This window comes from Allobrachymonas denitrificans DSM 15123, assembly GCF_900110225.1.
Lineage (GTDB): Bacteria > Pseudomonadota > Gammaproteobacteria > Burkholderiales > Burkholderiaceae_C > Brachymonas > Brachymonas denitrificans.
The window spans coordinates 23,885-41,564 of sequence record NZ_FOCW01000003.1 but is presented as its reverse complement, the minus strand read 5'-3'; the positions used below and the strand labels follow the sequence as shown (position 1 = coordinate 41,564).

Below are 17,680 nucleotides of genomic sequence, written 5' to 3'. Positions count from 1 at the left end.
TCCATTCCCCTTGCCGGCTGGCCAGGTTCGATGGAAGCAATTCTAGAAGCAGCACACGCATTCTATCCAAAAATCTCGATATTTTAGGGAAAGCCCCTAGTGGTCGATTGGCTTCAGAGGGAGTTGAACGGCGTGCAACTTGAAGTTATTGATCATTTGATGAATCAAAAATAGATATTTTTATCATTCAATAATATTGAACCCCTATGGAAAGCAGGTTTTTATGACCTTCTGCAGTGCCTCAAGGGAGGTATACAGCAAATCTCGATATTTGATTTTTTACAGCTTGCGGAACAGCGGGCTGCGCACCTGCTGCGCATCGGCGGCAGAGATGAACTTCTCGGTGTAGATGTCGCGCTCGAACAGGCGGCCCTGCATCAGCGTGGCGATGCAGGCTTCGATCATCATGGGCGGGCCGCACAGGTAGGCCTTGCGACCACGGAAGTCGTTTTCGAAGTGCGCCTTGGCCGCTTCATGCACGAAACCACGGGCGCCCTGCCAGCCACTGTCTTCCGGCTCGTTGCTCAGCACCGGCACATAGGTGAAGTGCGGATGGCGCTCGGCCAGCTCGCGAAACTCGGCATCGTGGTACAGCTCGGACTGGTCACGCGCGCCGTTCACCAGCACGATGGGCAGCTCGCTGTTCTCGGCCAGCAGATCCAGGATCATGGAACGCGGGCTGGACAGGCCGGAACCACCCGCCAGGAACAGGCTCGGCTGGCTCTCGCTCTTGCGCACGAAGAAGCGGCCGTACGGCCCCGAGAAGGTCACCGTATCGCCCTGCTTGAGTTGCTCGTGCACCCAGCCGGTGCCCCGGCCACCCACCACCTGGCGGATGTTGAGTTCGATCTCGTTGCTGTCCTGCGGCGCACTGGCAATCGAGAACGCACGCGAAGCAGTTTCGCCGGGGATGTTCAGGTTGATGTACTGGCCGGCCTGGAAAGCGATCTTCTGCCCTTCCGGCAGCTTGAGCCACACACCCTTGATGGTGGGCGTGAGGTTCTCGATGCGCGAGACGGTGGCGGTGTAGTCATGCACCGGCAGGTTCTGCGCATCCACTTCTTCCTCGATCTCGGCCTCGATCACCACGTCTGACTCGAGCGTGGCGCAGCAGGCCAGGCATTTGCCCTCCTCGCGCTCATAGTCCATCAGCGCAAAGTTGCTGGCTTCGCCATGGTCGATCTCGCCATCCGTCACCTGGATCTTGCAGGTGGCGCACAGGCCGTGACAGCAGGCGTGGGGAATGTACAGGCCGGCGCGCAGCGCGGCGTCCAGAATGGTCTGGCCCTCTTCCACGTCGAGGGTCTGGCCAAGGGGTTCGATGGTGAGTTGATAGCTCATGATGCAGACTGGCTAACAGTACGGACGCCGATGCGGCCGCAGAAATAAAAAGAGGCAGGGCTGCTTGTGACGGCTGCCCTGCCCGACAGGCCCTCTGGCGAAAAAAATGTCAAAAGCAGGAACCGCCCAGACCGGTCAGGCCCGGTGTGCGGAAACGGATCACGTCCTTGTGGCCCAGGCCGTTATCGGCCATGGACTTGTCGTTCTCGGGCTTCCACGGCTGGCCGGACTTGAACCACTCGGTGGTGGCCCAGTCGATCCTGGCGAAGTCGGGGTGTGCGCTGAACATGCCGGGCAGCATGTTGCTCACCATGTCGCCAAACTTCATGTCGGGCGGCACGGGCACGCAGAACGGTGCGCAGAACATCTTGTGGTCTTCCCAGCCGATGTAGAGCAGCGGCGCGGGAAACTTGTCCGCCGTGTCCTTGGCGGGAAATTCGTAGGTGGTGAGGGCAGCAACGGCCATGGTCTTTCTCCGGAATTCAACAGTGGGTATCGGTGCGGACTCCCCGTCTCGGCACGGGAAGTCCGCAGGCCATCAGTTCTTGGTGGCCATCTCGCGCCAGGCTTCGAAGTTCTTCTTGTCTTCGGAGTCGGCGTAGTCCATGTTGTCGCGGCCGTTTTCCATGCGGTACCAGCGCAGCACCTCGGCCAGCGGATTGAAGTCGGGCTTGGTCGGATCCACATCGGGCTCGAAGCAGTTGCCCTGGTAGATCTGGTGCACCGGCAGCCAGCTCTGGCTGTACTTCTCCGGCTCGTCGTCGAAGATGGTCTTGCAGCCGTCCGAGCAGAAGTGGTACTTCATGCCGTGGTACGTGCTTTCGCGGTAGGCCACCTTGGTCGGATCATCCGGTTCCGTGAAGAACATCGGGATCTGGCAGGTCTGGCACAGCATCGGCAGCGTGGTGTTGTAGAAGCGGCGGCCGGCCTTCTGCTCTTCGGTGTAGTGCTCCCACAGCGGACGGTAGTACTTGTCGAAGGTGTCCGGATACTTGGCAGACAGCCAGTCCATGTCTTCCTTGCTGGGCACCCAGGTGTGGAAGGGAGCGGCAGCACCGTAGTTGTAGAACACGTTCCAGGCCTGGTGGCTCAGGTGGTCCTTGTCCTTGCAGGCCTGCTCCCAGCCCTTCGGCACCTTGATGCCGTAGCGCGCCAGGTCGTTGAACAGCGCGCCGCCGTTCTGCTCGGCATACACCTCCCAGGCCTCTTTCCAGCTCATCACGCGCTTGGGCAGCATGTAGTCCATCATCATGGCGACCAGCGTCAGCACGCGATAGCCGCGCCAGAACCACTTGTCCATCCACTTCTGCACGATGGGCAGGTTGTCCGGATCCTGTTCCAGGATGAACTTGATCATCTCCAGGCCCAGCGTCATGTGGCGGGATTCATCGGACTGGGCCGAGAAGCCGAAAGCCATGGCACCCATGTCGCCGTTGTAGGCCGCGCCGGAAATGAAGGGCACGAACAGCAGGTTGGTCAGCACGTACTCGAACGCGAAGCCGATGGCCACCATGAATTCGAACGGGCCGGCAGAGACGGCATCGTCGAAGAAGGACTTGGGCACCGACAGGTACCACACGCGGTCATGCTGGTGACGCCAGTTCTGGAAGCCGTTGTAGTGCTTGTTGTAGTTGGAGAGCGAGTGCACCTGCGTCTGGAAGTGGCGGATCTCGTCCACGGCCTGCATCTGGCAGGCCACACGCGGGCCGGCGCCGGCAAACTGGCGGCCCACGTGGGCAAAGCCACGGTGCGCCATGTATTCCAGCGGAGAAACCCCGGTCAGGAACAATTTCAGCGAGTTGATGTAACGCGCATCCGTCACGCCCAGGTGGCCGTTGTTCTGGTTGAAGGCGTCGATGATGGCGTAGAGCTTGCGCTCCTTTTCGGCCTGGTATTTCCAGTACGCGTCCATCGTCATGCGGAAGGGATCCTCGAACTTGCTCCAGTCGTGGATCTTGATGCCCTCGTACTGCAGGTAGGGGAACACGTCTTCCGGCTTCTGGTAGGTGGGGGTCCAGTCCAGATCGCGCGTCATCAGGTTGTAGCGTTCCTTCAGGCTCAGCTTTTTCTTGACAATCATGTCCATGGGAATGTCTCCGTGTATGTGTGTGTGGCGGATGCGGCTCAGTTGCCCCAGTGCAGGGCGAACTGGTCCTCGTCTTCGTCGATATGGCCGCTGAGCGTGATCAGGTTGACGTGCAGTTCCTGCAGGTCGAAATCACGGCCCATTTCCTGCTCCACGCTTTCGCGCTTGATGACCAGGCGGTTCGGGCAGTCCACCTTCACCATGGCGGGCTGTTCGTTGAGGATGGCATCCGGGTTGTCGGCCATGATGGCGTTGACGATGGCGCGGGTTTCCTCGTTCTTCTGCAGGGCGATGAATACGTTAGACATGGGGTATTTCCGGTAAGAGGTTGATCAGGCAGGAATGCCGGCCTTGGCCATGCGCGCATTCAGGGCAGCGCCCACGTTGTCGAGCGCCTCACCGCCCTGCTCGCCCAGGGCGATCTTCGCCACCGGCTCCAGAGCAGTACGGGCGCGGGCATGCCACTTGGCCAGCCACTCGCGCAGTTGTGCCTTGTTGGCATCGCTTTCGGCGGCAGTCACTTTCATCACGGCATCGACCCACTTGTTGGTGTCGTCGAACCATTCGGCCTGGAAGCGCGTCAGCATGGACACCACCGGGCCGGCCTTGGCGGTCAGCGCCTTGTCGACTTCCTTGTAGGCCAGCGCGAACAGCATGCCGTCCAGCACCACGTTCTGGGCCACGAACAGCTCGAACCAGTCCTTCAGCACCAGCGTGTCTTCCACGTAGCGGCGCAGCTCCTGCCACTCGGGCGCTTCCAGCCAGGCCTTCTTTGCAGCTTCCAGTTCACCCTGGTGGCCGAGCAGCAGGCCCAGGCGGGTCAGATACTGGGCGATACCGAGCTGGTCCATGCCGGAGTACAGGCAGGGCTGGGTGATGGCGGTGCCGAAACCGTAGGCGCAGATAGCGGAGCCGTTCATGTTGGCGCCCCAGGCCACATGGCGCAGCGGCAGGTAGAAGTCGAGCGCCAGCTTGCGGGCGTCATCGTTGTAGGTATCGGCCAGGCCGCGCGTCTCGACGAACTCGAAATCGGCCTCGGCCGTTTCCTGCATGCGGGCGCGGTTCTGGGTGTAGGTGCCGTAGTAGAGCTGGCGCGGGTCCTTCAGCGCGTACCAGTCCTTCATCACGATGGCGGTGCGGTTGGCATCGAACAGCTCGTACTCGGGTGCCCAGGTGGGACGGTAGTGGAAGTTGGCCGACGGCTGCACGTCCATCGTGGCTTCCAGATAGCGCGAGGCGGGCTTGTCTGCACCCTGGCGCGCAATCATGTTGTTGAAGGTCTGCCGCAGCGGCGTGATGCTGACGGTGCGAAGATCGATCTGCATGGACTTGTCTCCTGGTTGAATGTGTTGCCGAAGTCAGGGTTCGTGACGGAAATGACGATCGCGGGCCGCGCGCAGGTTCCAGTCCCATTCGTGTTCCTGGGTGCCCTGCTCCGCGTCCTCCAGCCCGCCGACCGTGGGCGTGACGCCCTGGTCCTTGCAGAACTGTTCGAACTCGGCGCGGGGCATCACCATTTCCACGTACAGGTGCGGCTCGCCCACCGCAAACTCGAACTCGACCATGCCGTTGGCATGCTCTTCCCTGATGCGCACATAGCGCTTGCGGGTATCGAAGGAATCGGGGGTGGTGTTTGTCTGTTCCATGCCGCAAATTCTAGGAACGCCCCCTCTTCTGCACCGATGAATCTCGATATTCAGGGGAAAGTCCCTAAGCAGGGCCGGTTCCATTTGGCATAACCGCCCTCCAGCGACAATTCGCACTCATGAAATCGGAGGTCGATGCGGCGTCAATTCATCAAATGATGAATTTTTTGCGGCCAATCGCCTAAAATTACGGCAAACCGGATCCCAAACGTGATTTCTGCATACGCTTATCGGGGCATGCCTTATCCCCCATATCTCGATATTCAGGGACAATCGCCGCATGGCCACTCCTCTCAAGCTCCCGCCCGACCATGACTTGCGTCAGCTGCTGCGCTTTTCGCTGGACGAAGGCAGCATCTGGCTGGGCTCGCGCCGCATGGTGCTGGTGCATGCCGAATCGCTCGGTCGTCTGCGCAAGGCACTGCTGGCCCGGCTGGGTCGCGACGAAGCGCGCGCCATGCTGTTGAGCACCGGTTTCAGTTCAGGTTTGCGTGATGCCGAGTTCGCCCGCCAGTTGCGGGGCAACCAGTCCGGGGATGACGTGTTCCTCGTCGGCCCGCAGCTGCACATGATCGAGGGTGCTGCGCAGGTGCGTCCTGTGCGCCAGGAAATCGACCATGACAGCGGCCAGTTCGTCGGAGAGTTCACCTGGCACCACTCCTGGGAAGCCTATGCCCACCTGCAGATGATGGGCCGCTCGGAAGAACCGGTCTGCTGGCTGCTGCTCGGCTATGCCAGTGGCTATACCAGCGGCTTCATGGGCCGGCTGGTGCTGTTCCAGGAACTCAGCTGTGCGGCAACCGGCGCTCCCCACTGCCACATCCTCGGCAAGTCGGTGGAGTTGTGGGAAGAAGGCGCTCCGGTCTTCAGGCTATATGACGTGGAGCAGCTCGAAACCCTGCTGGAAGCCAGCGGACGGCGCATGACCAATCCGCTCAATCCGGGCCTGCATCAGCCCATGGAAGACGGCCCCACCACCACCGTGATCGACCCCGTCGCCGACATGACGCAAACCATGGGCGAGTTCGGCCTGCTTCCGGCCCAGCTCACCATGCTGGATCGCGCCGCCCATGCCGGCATTCCGCTACTGCTGCAGGGCGAATTCGGTACCGGCAAGCAAACGCTGGCGCGCCGCCTGCATCGTCTGGTGGCCAGCGGCAAGCCCTTCATCATGCTCGATTGCCAGGGTCTCTCGGACGAAGCACTGGACATCCAGCTGTTCGGCGAGGATATGCGCAGCGATGTAGGCAGCACCATGCAGGCCGCCTCCCACGCGCTGGCGGGCACAGGCGGCCGCAGCGGCCGCATCGAGCAGGCCGAAGGCGGCATGCTCTATCTGCACAACATCGAACATCTGCCCCTGCTGCTGCAGGACAAGCTGCTCGATTTCCTGCGCCACGGCCAGTTCCTGCGTCACCAGGGCAGCACGCCGATTGCCGCGGTGTGCCGGCTTGTCGCCTCCACGGCGGCCAATCTGGAACAACTCGCGCAGGATGGCCAGTTCCGCCGCGAACTGCTGCTGCGCCTGCAGACGGTGCACGTCACACTGCCTCCGCTGCGCGAGCGCATGCACCAGTTGCCGACACTGGCCGAGACCCTGCTTGCGCAATACGCTGCCAAGTACAAGGCCCTGCCGCCCAGCCTGAGCGAACATGCCCTGCAAACCCTGATGCACCAGCCCTGGACCGGCAACCTGTCCGAACTGGGCCGTGTGCTGGAGCGCGCCGTGCTGCTCACTGGCGGCCAGGACATGATCGACACGCGCCACCTGTTCCCGCTGATGCCCGAGCATCCGCACACCGCCCTCACCCGGCATGGCAGCCTGACCGAAGGCGATGTACGCCGCCTGCCGGGAGACCTGTGCGCCACCCTGCTCTCCAGCGGCGTGACGCTGCCCGACATCGAATCCCAGTTGCTCGAATTTGCCGTGCAACAATCCCGCGGCAACCTGTCCGCCGCTGCACGCCAACTGGGCCTCACCCGGCCCCAACTGGCCTATCGTCTGCAACGCAGCTCCCAGAAACCCTCCTGAAGCCCGCGAGCCCCATCATGACTTTTGTTGCCTCCCAGCATTTCCTGACCCAGACCGAGGATCCCGCACCGCGCACCCTGGTCGAAAAGGCCTACCGCGCCATGCGTGCCGACATCATCGAGGGCCGCCTGTTGCCCGGCTGCAAGCTGCGCGTGGAGCACCTCAAGGAAGACTACGACGTCGGCGCCGGCACCCTGCGCGAGGCGCTGTCGCTGCTGGTGTCCGATGCGCTCGTCTACAACGAAGGCCAGCGCGGCTTTCGCGTCAGCCCGATCTCGCTGGATGACCTGGAAGACCTGACCAACCAGCGCGTTCTGCTCGAAACCGAGGCGCTGCGCCAGTCCATCCGCCACGGCGATGCCCGCTGGGAAGCGGAGCTGCGCAGCTCCTACGAAGCCATGACGCGCCTGCGCGACAGCAGCGGCCAGATCGACACCCAGCAGTTCGAGCAGTGCAACAAGCGTTTCCACGAAGCCCTGATTGCCGGCTACCACTCCCCGTGGACCAAGTACCTGCTCGGCCTGCTCAACCGCCATTCCGAGCGCTACCGCTACATGACGCTGCAGCTGGTGGCCGAACACACCATCGAGCGCAATGTCGATGAAGAGCACGAAATCATCTTCCGCGCCGCCATCGCCCGCCAGGACGCCCGCGCTGCGCTGGCGCTGGAATCGCACGTGCGCATCACCTGCGATCTGATCCGCCAGGTCGCGCGCAGCCAGGCGCTGCCCGGCTTCGAAGCCTCCAAGCCTGGACTGCTGCCCGTCAAGAGCTGACAAAAAAGTAGAGACGGTACCTGGTTCGGACCCCGCGGCCCGTCTTGAATGCCACCCTCCAAGCGCTGGCAAAAAAGCGGTGACTGCCGTTCGGACAGATCACCGCTTTTTCTGATGCAGCATCACCGCTGCTTTCGGGCCAGCCTGCTCCATGAGCGTTGCCGCTCTGGTGCCGTTGGCAGGGCTGGGCCACCCTGTCAAGGCAGCCCCTGCTCAACTCAAACGCCCTGCGCGTGCACGCGCTCCACCTTGCTGTGCAGCTTGTTGAGCGCGCTCAGGTAGGCCTTGGCAGACGCCACCACGATATCCGGATCGGCACCCACACCGTTCACGATGCGGCCGGCCTGCTGCAGGCGCACGGTCACTTCGCCCTGGCTCTCGGTGTTGCCGCTGATGGCGTTGACCGAATACAGAATCATTTCCGCGCCGCTGTTCACGTGGGATTCGATGGCCTTGAGGGAAGCATCTACCGGGCCGTTACCCGTGGACTCGCCCTTCACCTCCTTGCCCTCGACCGTGAACACCACAGTCGCGCTCGGCTGCTCACCGGTCTCGCTGTGCTGTGCCAGCGACACCAGGCCGAACTGCTCCTTCTCGGCCGTCACGCTCTCGTCGCCCACCAGCGCGATGATGTCCTCGTCGAAAATCTCGCTCTTGCGGTCGGCCAGCTCCTTGAAGCGGGCAAAGGCGGCGTTGATCTCGGCTTCGCTCTCCAGCTCGATGCCCAGTTCCTGCAGGCGCTGCTTGAAGGCATTGCGGCCGCTGAGCTTGCCCAGCACGATCTTGTTGGCACTCCAGCCCACGTCTTCGGCACGCATGATCTCGTAGGTGTCACGCGCCTTCAGCACGCCATCCTGGTGGATGCCGCTGGCATGGGCAAACGCGTTGGCGCCCACCACAGCCTTGTTCGGCTGCACCACGAAACCGGTGATCTGGCTCACCATCTTGCTGGCGGCCACGATCTGCTGCGTGTCGATGTTCACATTCAGGCCAAAATAGTCGCGGCGCGTCTTCACCGCCATCACCACTTCTTCCAGCGAACAGTTGCCGGCACGCTCGCCCAGACCGTTGATGGTGCACTCCACCTGGCGCGCGCCGCCCAGGGTCACGCCGGCCAGGCTGTTGGCCACGGCCATGCCCAGGTCATTGTGGCAGTGCACACTCCAGATGGCCTTGTCACTGTTCGGCACCTTTTCGCGCAGGCTCTTGATGAAATTGCCATACAGCTCGGGCACGGCATAACCCACGGTGTCGGGAATGTTGATAGTGGTGGCACCCTCGTCAATCACCGCCTCACACACGCGCGCCAGGAAGTCCAGTTCGCTGCGGTAGCCATCCTCGGCGCTGAACTCGATGTCGGCCATCAGGTTGCGGGCAAAGCGCACCGAACGACGGGCCTGCTCCAACACCTCTTCCGGAGACATGCGCAGCTTCTTCTCCATGTGCAGCGGGCTGGTGGCGATGAAGGTGTGGATGCGGCCACGGTTGGCGTTCTTCAGCGCCTCGGCCGCGCGGCTGATGTCACGGTCATTGGCGCGCGAGAGCGAACACACGGTGGAATCCTTGATCGCGTTGGCAATCGCCTGCACGCATTCGAAGTCGCCGTTGGAGCTGGCCGCAAAACCGGCCTCGATCACGTCCACGCGCAGGCGTTCCAGCTGGCGGGCGATGCGGATCTTCTCGTCGCGCGTCATGGAAGCGCCGGGCGACTGCTCGCCATCGCGCAAGGTGGTGTCGAAAATGATGAGTTGGTCGGTCATGGAAAGCCCCTTGGTGATGAAATTGGTGGTCCGCTGCCACCTGCCACGATGCAAAAAAACAAAAAGCCCGCTGCAGGTGCAAACGGGCTCAGTTTGAGAGGTTTTTGCGCGCGCTACTTACCCCGCCCGTCGGACGTCAGCCAGTAGCAGGGATAGTGCAAAAACCTTCATGGAAATCAATGTAGCACAATTCTCGCGGCAGCGCGTCAATCGTGCAGGCCTTTTTCGTCGGGTTCATCGGTGGATGTGGCAACGATGCTCACATACTGCCCGGTCGCCTTGCGCCACACATACAGCACATAGCCACTCAGCGCATACAGCACGAAGAGCAGGAACAGCATGGTCGGCGGCTCGATGCTAATCACGGCCATCAGCAGCACCACGCCGATCAACAGGGCAAACGGCACGCTGCGCTTGCCGCCAAAATCCTTGAAGCTGTAGTACGGCACATTGGTCACCATGGTCAGGCCGGCCACCAGCGTGATGGCGAACATGAACCAGGACAGGTCGGTGCGCAGAATGCCGCCGCCCGTGAACAGCTCGATGAAGGCCTTGAACCAGGGCACGTCGCGGTGCGCGGTGATGATCTCGTTGGTCAGCCAGATGAAGCCGGTAACCAGCGCGGCTGCAGCCGGAGACGGCAGGCCCTGGAAATAGCGCTTGTCCACCACCCCGGTGTTGACATTGAAGCGTGCCAGACGCAAGGCAGCGCAGGCACAGTAGACGAAAGCGGCAATCCATCCCCAGCGGCCCAGCGGGCGCAGCGCCCATTCATAGGCAATCAGCGCCGGCGCGGCACCAAAACTCACCATGTCGGAGAGCGAATCCATCTGCTCGCCGAAAGCGCTCTGGGTGTGCGTGAGGCGTGCCACCCGGCCATCCAGGCTGTCCAGCACCATGGCAGCGAACACGCCGATGGTGGCCAAGTCGAAACGACCATTCATGGCCATCACGACCGAATAGAACCCCCCGAACAGCGCCGCCAGCGTGAACAGGTTGGGCAGCACATAAATGCCCTTGCGGCGCTTGCGCACCAGCTGGCCTTGTGCTTCAGGGTCTTGGGGAGAGAAGTCCATGCTGCTCCTGGGTATGCCGCGAACGATGCCCGCATGCAGGCATCAGCGAACCTGCATCTTACAGGACGGCCAGAATCGTGGTCGTGGCCGACACCTTGTCGCCGGGTGCCACCTTGGGCTGCGCCGTGAGCGGCAGGTATACGTCCACGCGCGAACCGAAACGGATGAAGCCATAGCGCTGGCCACGCGTCAGCACGTCGCCGGGCTTGACGTAGCACAGGATGCGGCGGGCAATCAGGCCGGCCACCTGCACCAGCGTGATGGTGGTGCCATTGCTGTCGATCACCACGGCGTTGCGTTCGTTTTCGGTCGAGGCCTTGTCCAGGTCGGCGTTGACGAACGCGCCGGGGAAGTACTGCACCTGGGTCACGGTGCCATCCACCGACGCGCGGTTGCTGTGCACGTTGAACACGTTCATGAACACGCTGATCAGCAGCGCGTCGCGGTCGGCATAAGGATCACGGACCTTCTCCACCTTGACAATACGGCCATCGGCCGGCGACAGCACGGCATTGGCATCCTGCGGGATCGGGCGAGCCGGATCGCGGAAGAACTGGATCACGAAAGCCGCGATCAGCCAGAACGGCAGCGCGGCGCCACCGCTGAACACGACATGCACCAGCAGCGCCACGACCAGGCTGCCACCGATGTAGGGCCAGCCTTCACGGGCCAGGATGGGGTGAGGATAGTTGTTGTTGCTCATCGTTCAATGATCCCATGAAAACACCGGCCCCGCCATGGGGACAGGCGTCAAAAACGGCAAAAGCCACCGAAGTGGCTTTTCGCATCCACCCGGCCGCAGGCAGGCTGCGGCGGAGGGCTATTGTGCACGATCCGGAGGCCGTGCGCGCCGCAGAACCGATCAGTTCTTGCTCTGGTCCACCAGCTTGTTCTTGGCAATCCAGGGCATCATGCCACGCAGCTGGTTGCCGACCACCTCGATCTGGTGCTCGGCGTTCTGGCGACGGCGGGCCGTCATGCTGGGGTAGTTCAGTCGGCCTTCGTTAATGAACATCTTGGCGTATTCGCCGTCCTGGATGCGCTTGAGGGCAGCGCGCATGGCCTTGCGGGACTCTTCGTTGATCACTTCGGGGCCGGTCACGTACTCGCCATACTCCGCGTTGTTGGAGATGGAGTAGTTCATGTTGGCAATGCCGCCTTCGTACATCAGGTCGACGATCAGCTTCAGTTCATGCAGGCACTCGAAGTAGGCCATTTCCGGAGCGTAACCGGCTTCGGTCAGGGTTTCGAAGCCCATCTTCACCAGTTCGACCGCGCCACCGCACAGCACGGCCTGCTCGCCAAACAGGTCGGTCTCGGTCTCTTCCTTGAAGTTGGTTTCGATGATGCCGCCCTTGCCGCCGCCGTTGGCCATGGCATAGGACAGGGCCAGGTCACGGGCCTTGCCGGACTTGTCCTGGTAGATGGCGATCAGGGACGGCACGCCGCCGCCCTTCAGGTATTCGGAACGCACGGTGTGGCCGGGGCCCTTGGGAGCGACCATGATCACGTCCAGGTCAGCGCGCGGCACGACCTGGTTGTAGTGCACGTTGAAGCCGTGGGCGAAAGCCAGCGTGGCGCCCTGCTTGATGTTGGGCTCGACGTTGTTCTTGTACACCTCGGGGATGTTCTCGTCCGGCAGCAGGATCATGACCAGATCGGCAGCCTTGACGGCGTCGTTGACTTCCATCACGTTCAGGCCGGCCTTGGCGACCTTGTCCCAGGAAGCGCCGCCCTTGCGCAGGCCGACCACCACTTTCACGCCGCTGTCGTTCAGGTTCTGGGCGTGGGCGTGGCCCTGGCTGCCGTAGCCGATGATGGCAACGGTCTTGCCCTTGATCAGGCTCAGGTCACAGTCCTTGTCGTAGAAAACTTTCATCGCTATCTCCAAAAATCAGAATAAGGTGGCGAAACGCCCTTCGGCAGGCTCAGGGCGAACGGTCAATGTTTTCGCCGAAAGAAGCCGTCTGCACTGAGCCCACCGAGGCGCAGACAGCCAAAACTACTATTGTAGGTCGCTCAGACGCGCAGGATGCGCTCGCCACGACCCAGACCGCTGGAGCCGGTACGCACGGTTTCCAGGATGGCGCTGCGCTCGATGGCATTCAGGAAAGCGTCGTTCTTGTTCTTGTCGCCGGTCACCTCGATGGTGTAGCTCTTGTCGGTGACGTCGATGATGCGGCCACGGAAGATGTCGGCCATACGCTTCATTTCCTCGCGCTCCTTGCCCACTGCGCGCACCTTCACCATCATCAGCTCGCGCTCGATGTAGGCGCCCTCGGTCAGGTCGACCACCTTGACCACTTCGATCAGGCGGTTGAGGTGCTTGGTGATCTGCTCGATCACGTCATCGGAGCCCGAGGTCTCGATGGTCATGCGCGACAGGCTCTCGTCCTCGGTCGGCGCCACGGTCAGGCTCTCGATGTTGTAGCCGCGTGCAGAGAACAGGCCCACCACGCGCGACAATGCGCCGGCTTCGTTCTCCAGCAGGATGGCAATGATGTGTTTCATGTCGGTTTCCTCTTTTCGCTGCCCTCCCCTGCAGCCGGTAAGCGGCAGGCTTGGCAGACAATAGATTCACGCAAAAATAAGAAGGGAAGCATCAGGCACACCACCCACCCGCCGGGCCGGCAAGGCAGCCCGGAAACAGGCGGCAGCCCGCATCAAGTTACAGCTCTTCCGAGCCCAGCAGCATCTCGGTGATGCCCTTGCCGGCCTGCACCATCGGGAACACGTTCTCGGTGGGATCGGTGCGGAAGTCGAGGAACACGGTGCGGTCCTTGAGTTTCTTGGCTTCGCGCAGGGCCGGTTCGACGTCCTTCGGATCCTCGATCAGCAGACCCACGTGGCCATAGGCCTCGGCCAGCTTGACGAAGTTGGGCAGCGCGTCCATGTAGCTGTGGCTGTAGCGGCCGGAGTACTCGATCTCCTGCCACTGGCGCACCATGCCCAGGTAGCGGTTGTTCAGCGCCACGATCTTGATCGGCGTTTCATACTGCAGGCAGGTGGAGAGTTCCTGGATGTTCATCTGCACCGAGCCTTCGCCCGTCACGCAGTACACATCGGCCTTCGGCTTGGCCAGCTTGATGCCCATGGCATAGGGAATGCCCACGCCCATGGTGCCTAGGCCACCGGAGTTGATCCAGCGGCGCGGCTTGTTGAACGGATAGAACTGCGCCGCGAACATCTGGTGCTGCCCCACGTCGGACGTGATGTAGCAGTCGTCGTCCTTGGTCATCTCGTACAGGGTCTCGACCACTTTCTGCGGCTTGATCACGTCCGTGTTGTCGCGGTCGTACTTCAGGCAGTCGGTCTTGCGCCACTTGTTGATGGTGTCCCACCACGGAGCCAGCGTCTCGGGGTTCGGCTTGACGTCGGACTCGTTGATGGCGTTGAGCAGCTCGACCAGCACGTCCTTCACATCGCCCACGATCGGCACGTCGACCTTGACGCGCTTGGAGATCACGGAGGGGTCGATGTCGATATGGATGATCTTGCGCTCGTTCTGCGCAAAGTGCTTGGGGTTGCCGATCACGCGGTCATCGAAACGGGCGCCTACGGCCAGCAGCACATCACAGTGCTGCATGGCGTTGTTGGCCTGCACCGTACCGTGCATGCCCAGCATGCCCAGGAATTTCGGATCGCTGGCCGGATAGGCACCCAGGCCCATCAGCGTGTTGGTGCAGGGAGCACCCAGCGTATCGACCAGCGTGCGCAGTTCGTCGCAGGCATTGCCCAGCAGCACGCCGCCGCCGGTGTAGATGTAGGGACGCTTGGCGTTCAGCAGCAACTGCAGTGCCTTGCGGATCTGGCCACCGTGGCCCTTGCGCACCGGGTTGTAGGAGCGCATGGCCACCGTCTCGGGGTAACCATGCCAGGCCACCTTCTGGAAGGACACATCCTTGGGAATGTCGATCACGACCGGACCGGGGCGGCCGGTGCGTGCAATGTGGAAGGCGCGCTTGACGACGGTGGGGATGTCCTTGGGATCCTTCACCAGGAAGTTGTGCTTGACCACCGGACGCGTGATGCCCACGGTGTCGCATTCCTGAAAGGCGTCCTGGCCGATGGCACCGGTCGGCACCTGGCCGGCGATTACCACCAGCGGAATGCTGTCCATGTAGGCGGTGGCAATGCCGGTAACGGCGTTGGTCAGGCCGGGGCCGGAAGTGACCAGGGCCACGCCCACTTCACCGGTGGCACGGGCAAAGCCGTCGGCAGCGTGCACGGCAGCCTGCTCGTGACGCACCAGCACGTGCTGAATGCTTTCCTGCTTGTACAGGGCATCGTAGATGTAAAGCACGGCGCCGCCGGGGTAGCCCCAGAGGTGCTTGACGTTCTCGGCCTCGAGGCACTTGATGAGGATTTCGGCGCCCATGAGCATGGGAGCGCGGGAAGAGGGAGACTTGGCTGCCGCTGCAGCCGTATTCTGTTGGGTATCCATGTGATGAACCTTTGTGATTTTCTATAGAGAAAAACCTTGGGTGCCTCTCGGCGGCATCCTTGTGAGATGGCTTCGAGACTTAAGGCCAAAGCCATGGGCGCTTTTGTAACGCGCCGGACAGAGACCCGTTTGCCGTATGAGTTGTGCAGAGCACCATTATGGCATTGCTGCAATGCAAAAGTGAGAAATTTTTACAAATCACGGAAGATGCCTGTGTGCCTCATGATTGGCGATGCGCGAATGCGACATGGGGCTTCCTCCACACAATCAGCTTCAGATACGAAAGCCTTGGCTACGCGGCCCGGCTTGGCCCCGCAATGGCGACGGGATCGAAAGAAGACATTGTTCTCCCCTCCCCTTCAGATCCCGGATGGCTTGCTTGGCGCCCCTGTGACCAGCAGAAGTTTCACACGCTGCCGCTATACTCCCGCGAGTCCCTCTGCCAAGTGGATGTACCCCTTGGCGCCGCCTGAATTGCGCGCGCTTGCGCCCGAGCCCTGAATGAACGCTTCCTCCCTTCCCGCTGCCGGCCAGCCGGCGCCCCCGCTTTCGCTGCAGGCGCCGCCACTGTGGCGCCGCCTGTCCTGCTGGCTGTACGAAGGCATGCTGCTGTTCGGCGTAGTGTTTCTGGCAGGCTATCTGTTCAGCGCGCTGACGCAGACGCGCCACGCACTGCAGAACCGCCACGGCCACCAGATCTTCCTGTTTCTGGTGCTGGGCGCCTATTTCATCTGGTTCTGGAGCAAGGGTCACACGCTGGCCATGAAAACCTGGCATATCCGCATCGTGGATCGTCTGGGCCAGCCCATCAGCAAGCTGCGTGCACTGGCACGCTACCTGCTGAGCTGGCTGTGGGTGCTGCCGCCGCTGGGCGTAATGTCCGTCACCCGCCACTGGCAGGAAGCACCCGGCATGGCCACCACCGCCTTCCTGCTGTGGGTGGTATTCTGGGCCCTGCTCAGCCGCCTGCTGCCGCAGCGCCAGTTCCTGCATGACGTGCTGGCCGGCACCTACCTGATCCATCAGGCGCCACCGCCCAAGGCCGAACAAACCCGCAAGTGGTGGCAGCTGTGATCGAGAAGATTCCCAAGCCCGATCCGCGCGAGCATCCGCAGAAGTCGCGCCGTGGGCTGTCGCGGCTGTGGCATGCGACGCTGTACTCCATCGACGGGCTGAAGGCAGCGGTGCGCGAGTGCTCGGCCTTCCGCATGGAGCTGACGCTGGCGGCCATCGGCATTCCGCTCTCCTTCGTGGTGGGGCGCAGCTGGGCCGAGGTGGTGATCCTGGCCGGTTCTCTGGTGGCCCTGATGGTGATCGAGCTGCTCAACAGCGGCATCGAGGATGCCATCGACCGCATCAGTTACGAACTGCACCCGCTGGCCAAGCGCGCCAAGGATTTCGGCAGCGCGGCCGTGTTCCTGGGCAGCGTGTTCTGCGGTACCGTATGGCTGTCGATGGTGGCGATCCGGCTGCATGCGCAGCTCTGAAACCGGACCACTATAGAACCCGTTCAGATCCCGACGAGAAACCCATCATGAATCCGTCCTCTCCCAGCGCTCCTGCTCCTGCCCAGTCCTCCGGCGTGCGCGCCATGTTTGCCGATCCGGAACCACGTTTTTCCGTGTGCGTGTACTGCGCCTCGCAGCCGGGTGAGGATGAGGCATTCCGCACCACGGCGCGGGAAGTGGGCAACTGGATTGCGCGCAACGGTGGCCAGCTGGTCTATGGCGGCGGCCATACCGGGCTGATGGGCATCGTGGCGGATGGAGCGCTGCAGGCCGGAGGCCGCGTGGTGGGCGTGATCCCCAAGGCGCTGGTCGAGCGCGAGTGGGCGCACGAGGGCTGCACCGAACTGCACATCGTCGAGACCATGCACCAGCGCAAGCACATGATGGCCGAGCGCTGCACCGCCTTTCTGGCGCTGGCGGGCGGCATCGGCACCTTCGAGGAATTGTTCGAGGCCTGGACCTGGAAGCAGCTGGGCTACCACAACAAGCCGGTGGCCATCCTCAATACGGGCGGCTACTACGATGATTTGCTGAAGTTTCTAGGTGGCGCGATCCGCCACGGCTTCATGCGCGACTACCAGATGGACATGATTCATGTCGGCACCGAGGTGGAACCGACGCTGCGCTACCTGGCGGGCGGCGCAGCCGCCTGATCCTGACTGCTCAGACCGCAGTTTCGTCCTGTTCGCCGGTGCGGATGCGGATGATGCGCTCCACCGGGGTGACGAAGATCTTGCCATCGCCAATCTTGCCGGTGCGGGCTGCGCCGACGATGGCATCGACACAGGCATCCACATCCTCGGATTTGACCACGACCTCGATCTTGACCTTGGGCAGGAAGTCGACCACGTATTCGGCGCCGCGGTATAGCTCGGTGTGTCCCTTCTGGCGGCCAAAGCCCTTCACCTCGGTCACGGTCAGGCCGTTGACACCGCATTCAGCCAGTGCCTCGCGGACTTCTTCGAGCTTGAACGGCTTGATTATGGCGGTGATCTGTCTCATGAAAACGTG

Annotated in this window: 18 protein-coding genes; 5 read left to right on the top strand and 13 right to left on the bottom strand. The window is 62.2% G+C overall.

The features are described from left to right. Window positions 1–279 precede the first annotated feature (279 nt). The 6 genes from BMW28_RS07915 to BMW28_RS07890 all read right to left on the bottom strand — a co-directional run bounded on the left by BMW28_RS07915 (window position 280) and on the right by BMW28_RS07890 (window position 5,073). Window positions 280–1,341: an NADH:ubiquinone reductase (Na(+)-transporting) subunit F gene (locus BMW28_RS07915; protein WP_091816345.1), complete on the bottom strand. Its 1,062-nt coding sequence runs from the start codon at window positions 1,339–1,341 to the stop codon at window positions 280–282. A gap of 109 nt (window positions 1,342–1,450) precedes the next feature. Continuing rightward, window positions 1,451–1,807 carry a phenol hydroxylase subunit P4 gene (locus BMW28_RS07910; RefSeq protein ID WP_091816343.1) on the bottom strand — a complete coding sequence of 119 codons (357 nt, stop codon included), beginning with the start codon at window positions 1,805–1,807 and terminating at the stop codon, window positions 1,451–1,453. Between the two features lie 72 nt (window positions 1,808–1,879). After that, the gene (locus BMW28_RS07905; protein ID WP_091816340.1) at window positions 1,880–3,427 is read right to left on the bottom strand and encodes an aromatic/alkene/methane monooxygenase hydroxylase/oxygenase subunit alpha; all 1,548 of its coding nucleotides are present in this window, start codon (window positions 3,425–3,427) and stop codon (window positions 1,880–1,882) included. A gap of 38 nt (window positions 3,428–3,465) precedes the next feature. Next, window positions 3,466–3,735, bottom strand: a complete 270-nt coding sequence (locus BMW28_RS07900; protein WP_091816338.1) for an MmoB/DmpM family protein — start codon at window positions 3,733–3,735, stop codon at window positions 3,466–3,468. A gap of 24 nt (window positions 3,736–3,759) precedes the next feature. Then, complete coding sequence (locus BMW28_RS07895) at window positions 3,760–4,752, bottom strand: aromatic/alkene monooxygenase hydroxylase subunit beta (protein WP_091816335.1); 993 nt, start codon at window positions 4,750–4,752, stop codon at window positions 3,760–3,762. A 33-nt stretch (window positions 4,753–4,785) separates the two neighbouring features. Continuing rightward, a complete protein-coding gene (locus tag BMW28_RS07890; RefSeq protein ID WP_091816333.1) occupies window positions 4,786–5,073 on the bottom strand; it encodes a phenol hydroxylase subunit in 288 nt (95 codons plus the stop codon). 280 nt (window positions 5,074–5,353) lie between these two features. Here BMW28_RS07890 and BMW28_RS07885 point away from each other — a divergent pair, with 280 nt between their 5' ends. Both BMW28_RS07885 and BMW28_RS07880 read left to right on the top strand, forming a co-directional pair. Next, window positions 5,354–7,105 (top strand): sigma-54-dependent Fis family transcriptional regulator, encoded by a 1,752-nt coding sequence (locus BMW28_RS07885; protein ID WP_091816331.1) that lies wholly within the window; start codon window positions 5,354–5,356, stop codon window positions 7,103–7,105. Window positions 7,106–7,122: 17 nt separating this feature from the next. Continuing rightward, complete coding sequence (locus BMW28_RS07880; protein ID WP_091816328.1) at window positions 7,123–7,881, top strand: GntR family transcriptional regulator; 759 nt, start codon at window positions 7,123–7,125, stop codon at window positions 7,879–7,881. A 218-nt stretch (window positions 7,882–8,099) separates the two neighbouring features. On the opposite strand, the gene BMW28_RS07875 is transcribed toward BMW28_RS07880, so the two are convergent. The 6 genes from BMW28_RS07875 to BMW28_RS07850 form a co-directional block, all read right to left on the bottom strand. Beyond that, window positions 8,100–9,641 carry a 2-isopropylmalate synthase gene (locus BMW28_RS07875; RefSeq protein WP_091816325.1) on the bottom strand — a complete coding sequence of 514 codons (1,542 nt, stop codon included), beginning with the start codon at window positions 9,639–9,641 and terminating at the stop codon, window positions 8,100–8,102. A gap of 206 nt (window positions 9,642–9,847) precedes the next feature. Then, a complete protein-coding gene (gene pssA, locus BMW28_RS07870; protein WP_091816323.1) occupies window positions 9,848–10,717 on the bottom strand; it encodes a CDP-diacylglycerol--serine O-phosphatidyltransferase in 870 nt (289 codons plus the stop codon). Between the two features lie 58 nt (window positions 10,718–10,775). Beyond that, window positions 10,776–11,420 carry a phosphatidylserine decarboxylase gene (locus BMW28_RS07865; protein WP_091816320.1) on the bottom strand — a complete coding sequence of 215 codons (645 nt, stop codon included), beginning with the start codon at window positions 11,418–11,420 and terminating at the stop codon, window positions 10,776–10,778. A gap of 159 nt (window positions 11,421–11,579) precedes the next feature. Beyond that, window positions 11,580–12,596 carry a ketol-acid reductoisomerase gene (gene ilvC / locus BMW28_RS07860; protein WP_091816317.1) on the bottom strand — a complete coding sequence of 339 codons (1,017 nt, stop codon included), beginning with the start codon at window positions 12,594–12,596 and terminating at the stop codon, window positions 11,580–11,582. A 140-nt stretch (window positions 12,597–12,736) separates the two neighbouring features. Next, complete coding sequence (gene ilvN, locus BMW28_RS07855) at window positions 12,737–13,228, bottom strand: acetolactate synthase small subunit (protein ID WP_091816315.1); 492 nt, start codon at window positions 13,226–13,228, stop codon at window positions 12,737–12,739. Window positions 13,229–13,385: 157 nt separating this feature from the next. Continuing rightward, window positions 13,386–15,161, bottom strand: coding sequence for an acetolactate synthase 3 catalytic subunit (locus BMW28_RS07850; protein ID WP_091816313.1), 1,776 nt, complete (start codon window positions 15,159–15,161; stop codon window positions 13,386–13,388). A 501-nt stretch (window positions 15,162–15,662) separates the two neighbouring features. On the opposite strand from BMW28_RS07850, the gene BMW28_RS07845 reads away from it, so the two are divergent. The 3 genes from BMW28_RS07845 to BMW28_RS07835 all read left to right on the top strand — a co-directional run bounded on the left by BMW28_RS07845 (window position 15,663) and on the right by BMW28_RS07835 (window position 17,322). Then, window positions 15,663–16,235, top strand: a complete 573-nt coding sequence (locus BMW28_RS07845) for an RDD family protein (protein WP_091816311.1) — start codon at window positions 15,663–15,665, stop codon at window positions 16,233–16,235. After that, window positions 16,223–16,648: a diacylglycerol kinase gene (locus BMW28_RS07840; RefSeq protein WP_234970074.1), complete on the top strand. Its 426-nt coding sequence runs from the start codon at window positions 16,223–16,225 to the stop codon at window positions 16,646–16,648. Before BMW28_RS07845 ends, BMW28_RS07840 begins: the two co-directional genes overlap by 13 nt. Before the next feature lie 104 nt (window positions 16,649–16,752). Next, on the top strand, window positions 16,753–17,322 hold the full coding sequence (locus BMW28_RS07835; RefSeq protein ID WP_091816309.1) for an LOG family protein: 570 nt from the start codon (window positions 16,753–16,755) through the stop codon (window positions 17,320–17,322). Window positions 17,323–17,332: 10 nt separating this feature from the next. Here the strand turns inward: BMW28_RS07835 and BMW28_RS07830 are convergent, their stop codons facing one another. Beyond that, window positions 17,333–17,671, bottom strand: coding sequence for a P-II family nitrogen regulator (locus BMW28_RS07830; protein ID WP_091816307.1), 339 nt, complete (start codon window positions 17,669–17,671; stop codon window positions 17,333–17,335). Window positions 17,672–17,680: the final 9 nt, after the last annotated feature.

Excerpts from the sequence above, each read along its gene's own strand:
- BMW28_RS07915 (WP_091816345.1), bottom strand. The coding sequence starts at position 1,341 with ATGAGCTATCAACTCACCATCGAACCCCTTGGCCAGACCCTCGACGTG.
- BMW28_RS07910 (WP_091816343.1), bottom strand. The coding sequence starts at position 1,807 with ATGGCCGTTGCTGCCCTCACCACCTACGAATTTCCCGCCAAGGACACG.
- BMW28_RS07905 (WP_091816340.1), bottom strand. The coding sequence starts at position 3,427 with ATGGACATGATTGTCAAGAAAAAGCTGAGCCTGAAGGAACGCTACAAC.
- BMW28_RS07900 (WP_091816338.1), bottom strand. The coding sequence starts at position 3,735 with ATGTCTAACGTATTCATCGCCCTGCAGAAGAACGAGGAAACCCGCGCC.
- BMW28_RS07895 (WP_091816335.1), bottom strand. The coding sequence starts at position 4,752 with ATGCAGATCGATCTTCGCACCGTCAGCATCACGCCGCTGCGGCAGACC.
- BMW28_RS07890 (WP_091816333.1), bottom strand. The coding sequence starts at position 5,073 with ATGGAACAGACAAACACCACCCCCGATTCCTTCGATACCCGCAAGCGC.
- BMW28_RS07885 (WP_091816331.1), top strand. The coding sequence starts at position 5,354 with ATGGCCACTCCTCTCAAGCTCCCGCCCGACCATGACTTGCGTCAGCTG.
- BMW28_RS07880 (WP_091816328.1), top strand. The coding sequence starts at position 7,123 with ATGACTTTTGTTGCCTCCCAGCATTTCCTGACCCAGACCGAGGATCCC.
- BMW28_RS07875 (WP_091816325.1), bottom strand. The coding sequence starts at position 9,641 with ATGACCGACCAACTCATCATTTTCGACACCACCTTGCGCGATGGCGAG.
- pssA (WP_091816323.1), bottom strand. The coding sequence starts at position 10,717 with ATGGACTTCTCTCCCCAAGACCCTGAAGCACAAGGCCAGCTGGTGCGC.
- BMW28_RS07865 (WP_091816320.1), bottom strand. The coding sequence starts at position 11,420 with ATGAGCAACAACAACTATCCTCACCCCATCCTGGCCCGTGAAGGCTGG.
- ilvC (WP_091816317.1), bottom strand. The coding sequence starts at position 12,596 with ATGAAAGTTTTCTACGACAAGGACTGTGACCTGAGCCTGATCAAGGGC.
- ilvN (WP_091816315.1), bottom strand. The coding sequence starts at position 13,228 with ATGAAACACATCATTGCCATCCTGCTGGAGAACGAAGCCGGCGCATTG.
- BMW28_RS07850 (WP_091816313.1), bottom strand. The coding sequence starts at position 15,161 with ATGGATACCCAACAGAATACGGCTGCAGCGGCAGCCAAGTCTCCCTCT.
- BMW28_RS07845 (WP_091816311.1), top strand. The coding sequence starts at position 15,663 with ATGAACGCTTCCTCCCTTCCCGCTGCCGGCCAGCCGGCGCCCCCGCTT.
- BMW28_RS07835 (WP_091816309.1), top strand. The coding sequence starts at position 16,753 with ATGTTTGCCGATCCGGAACCACGTTTTTCCGTGTGCGTGTACTGCGCC.
- BMW28_RS07830 (WP_091816307.1), bottom strand. The coding sequence starts at position 17,671 with ATGAGACAGATCACCGCCATAATCAAGCCGTTCAAGCTCGAAGAAGTC.